At 61.3% G+C, this 3,584-nt stretch carries 3 protein-coding genes and 1 tRNA gene; all 4 read left to right on the top strand.

Annotated features, from left to right (window positions below):
• Nucleotides 1-768, top strand: a 768-nt coding sequence (locus tag AC1DT3_RS15080; protein WP_477466058.1) for an endonuclease/exonuclease/phosphatase family protein, incomplete at its 5' end; no start/stop codon positions are given.
• Between the two features lie 89 nt (nucleotides 769-857).
• A complete protein-coding gene (locus AC1DT3_RS15075) occupies nucleotides 858-1,643 on the top strand; it encodes a glycosyltransferase family 2 protein (protein ID WP_477466057.1) in 786 nt (261 codons plus the stop codon).
• A 100-nt stretch (nucleotides 1,644-1,743) separates the two neighbouring features.
• Nucleotides 1,744-1,834 (top strand) — tRNA-Ser (locus AC1DT3_RS15070).
• 156 nt (nucleotides 1,835-1,990) lie between these two features.
• Nucleotides 1,991-3,256 carry an integrase gene (locus AC1DT3_RS15065; RefSeq protein WP_477466056.1) on the top strand — a complete coding sequence of 422 codons (1,266 nt, stop codon included), beginning with the start codon at nucleotides 1,991-1,993 and terminating at the stop codon, nucleotides 3,254-3,256.
• Nucleotides 3,257-3,584 lie beyond the last annotated feature (328 nt).

Here is a 3,584-nt window from a genome sequence, read left to right as displayed (position 1 = left end):
CTCACCTACAACGTCCACCGCTGGCTCGGGACGGACCGCAAGATCTCCCCGTCGCGGATCGCGGAGGTCATTGCGTCGTGCGAGCCGGATATCGTTGCCCTGCAAGAGGTTAGGGTAGGGCGGATCGATTCGGGCGCGGCGGACCAGGCCGCCATGGTCGCCAACGAATTGGGGATGGATCTCCATTTTCAGCCCACGATCCGAATCCTCGGCGAACAATTCGGCATCGCCGTCATGACGCGTCATCCGGCGCGGACGGTGCGGTCGGAGCGTCTGCCGACCTTGTCCCAGGGGCCGGGCTTCGAGAAGCRCAGCGCCCTCTGGGTGCGGATCGAACTCGGCGGGCATGTGGTTCAGGTCGTCAACGCCCACCTGTCGCTGCGGTCGGGCGAGCGCCTGGCCCAGGCCGGGGCGCTGGTGGGGACCGATTGGATCGGACACCCGGATTGTGCCGAACCGGCCATCCTCCTTGGAGATTTCAACGCACCGCCGCAGTCCCGGTCCTACAAACTGATGGCCGGCTGTCTGCGCGACGCACAGGTCCATTCGCCGAGAGCGGAGCCCCGACCGACCTTCCATACCCGGGCGCCGGTTCTGAGGCTGGACCACATCTTCGTCACGCCGGCCATCCGGATCCTCGACGCGGGGCCGGTGCGGACGCCCCTGACTCGGGTCGCATCGGACCACTTCCCGCTGATGGCTCATTTAAGCCTCGCTGGGGTCGCTGCGGAGGCCGAGGAGCGGGCTCGGGCGCTCAGCGCGGGCTGATGGGGCAAACGGACCCCGAGGCGGCTCAGCGGCGCTTGCAACGCCGGRCTGCGACGGCTAGGCAGTTCACGTCACCCATTGCCCCGCCCATGTTGCCCATTTCGATCTTCATCATCGCCAAAAACGAAGCCGATCGTCTCGGCGAGACCATCCGTGCGGTGCGGGACCTGACGGACGACCTCGTGGTGGTGGATTCGGGCTCGATGGACGGAACCCAGGATATTGCTCGGGACCTCGGCGCCCGTGTCGTTTTCAACGAATGGCCGGGCTACGGTCCGCAGAAGCGCTTTGCCGAGGAATTGTGCCGGCACGAATGGCTCCTCAACCTCGACGCGGACGAGGTCGTGCCGCCCGCCTTGCGGGAGGAGATCCGCACGCTGTTTGCGCAGGGCGAGCCGCCTTATCCGGCCTATCGCATCAAGATCGCCGAAATTTTTCCGGGGGAGGCGGCTCCGCATCCGCTCGCCTACGCCCTGGCTCCGGTCCGCCTCTACCGCAAGGATGCCGGCCGGTATTCGCCGTCACCGGTTCACGACAGGGTCTCACTCGAACCCGGTACGCGAATCGGCCGGTTGCGTGGAACCGTTCATCATTGGTCGGTCCGTTCCCTCGGCGACCAGATCAGCAAGCTCAACCGCTATTCCGACCAGCAAGCGCTCGATCTCGAAGTTCGCGGCATTTCGATCCCGACGTGGCGAATCTACTTCGAAATGCCGGCGGCGTTCATCAAGGCCTATTTCGGCCGGCGGCATCTGTTTCGCGGCACCTACGGCTTTCTGACCGCCATGAATTACGCCATTTCTCGCCACCTCCGCCTTGCCAAGCACTACGAGCGGCGACGCCTGAAGGCGGCGCGCCGGCCCGAAAGCGACTGACGAAGGGCACGGATCGTCCTTCGCCCCCATGACGAGGGCCCCCTGTCGCGTACAAACAGCATTGACCGCGTACCGAGGACCCCCTAAGAAACCCGCCACTGGAGACGTGGCCGAGCGGCTGAAGGCACTCGTTTGCTAAATGAGCATACCCCAAAAGGGTATCGAGGGTTCGAATCCCTCCGTYTCCGCCACCGTGCTTCCCCTTAAGTATCGGAAAATAAACGGAATTATTCTTCCGCTTGACCTTCTGGCCTCGCATCTGGCACAAAAATGGACAACAAAACGTCCAACATGCGGGCTCCCATTTGGCCGATTATCTGACACGCCGCGCGGGAATGTGGCACTTCGTGAGACGTGTTCCAGACGAGTATCGCGAACTCGATCTGCGAGGTGTCGTCCGGCAATCCACCAAGATCCGAATCGCAGATGATCCGAAGGCGATACGGGCAAGAAAAACAGCGTCGAGACTGAACGGCGTCCTTGAAGCCTATTGGCGCGGCTTGGTCGATGGCAGGTCCACCGAAGCCAGAACCAGATATCTCGAAGCACGCAGGCGCGCCCGTACCCTCGGTTTCGATTACGCCCCGGCTGACGATCTAGCCAACCGCACCATCCTCGACGTTGTCGAGCGCTTCGAGCGGCTGATGGAGTTGAGAGCGCCTGATGATGAAGCGGCCCATGTGGCCATTCTTGGTGGGGAGGCCGAACCTCGGCTGATGCTCTCCGAACTCCTTGATCGGTTCAAGTCGATCACCGCCGCATCCCGGATGGATATGTCCACCGATCAAGTCCGCAAGTGGGAAAATCCCAAGAAAAGAGCGATCGAAAACCTTATCGAGGTCATCGGGGACAAGGCGATCAATCGCGTGACGCGCGGCGACGCACTCGATTTTCGCGTTTGGTGGCAAGATCGCGTTCTATCTGGCGACGTTGAGATCGGGACGGCCAACAAGGACATCGGGCATCTCAATAAGATGTTTCGCACGATCGAAACCTCCGATCGGTTGGGCCTCGATAAAGTCTTTGGCGAGCTGCGGATTGAAGGGGAGACTACCGCTTCGCGTGTTCCCTATTCGGCGGCGTTCGTCCAGTCGAAAATACTGGAAACGGCGGCACTAGATCAGCTGAACGACGAGGCTCGCCGGGTCGTGTATCTGGTCGCGGAAACCGGACTTCRCCTTTCAGAAGCGGTGAACCTTACAAGCGAAACGATAATCCTTGATCACGCTGTCCCGCATGTCCGTGTCCGTCCCGATGGTAGACGAATGAAGACGGAGCAGTCTGAACGGGATATTCCCCTGGTCGGAGTCGCTCTCCGGGCCATGGAAGCTCAGCCAAACGGATTTCCACGATATAGGGACAAGGGCGCCGGACTTTCGGCGATCGTGAACAAGGTGATGGGGAACGCTGGATTGCGACCCGACGGGCAGACGCTTTATTCGCTACGACACACATTCGAGGATCGCCTCACAGCCGTCGAAGCGCCTGAAAAGCTGATCGCCGCCCTCATGGGCCACAAATATTCGAGACCGAAATATGGCTCCGGTCCAAGCCTCTCTCAAAAGCTGGAGTGGCTTCAGCGGATCGCTTTCAGGGCACCTTCCCGAGTGTGATGGCCCAAAAGCCGTTTCGTTCGGTCTTCTACGGAGTCGTGTTTTCGCCGATATTCGACAAGCTCCCGCTCCAGTCGGTCAAACAGCGGGGCATAGACGGCGCCGTACCGCGTCACTACGAAAGCGGCGTAGGCGAGCGCGCGCTCCAGGCGCTCCTCCGTAATCGTTACGTGGGGTGCCCGGCCCATCCGTGCTATGCTCCTATCCCGCTACGACTATCGGAAAAGCGCAATTCCTTGCGGGAATGCACATGGAAAAACACTGGTTCGCCCCGCCTGTGCCCATCGTACGGTCTATCGGCTCGATTCTGCCGGTAACTCGTGTTGAG

The organism is Microvirga sp. P4_G7, from assembly GCF_056401005.1.
The sequence above is the reverse complement of the archived record's forward strand: the minus strand, read 5'-3'. Positions and strand labels throughout refer to the sequence as shown.

Bases quoted from the DNA above. Each gene is read 5' to 3' on its own strand.
- AC1DT3_RS15075 (WP_477466057.1), top strand. From the start codon at position 858: ATGTTGCCCATTTCGATCTTCATCATCGCCAAAAACGAAGCCGATCGT.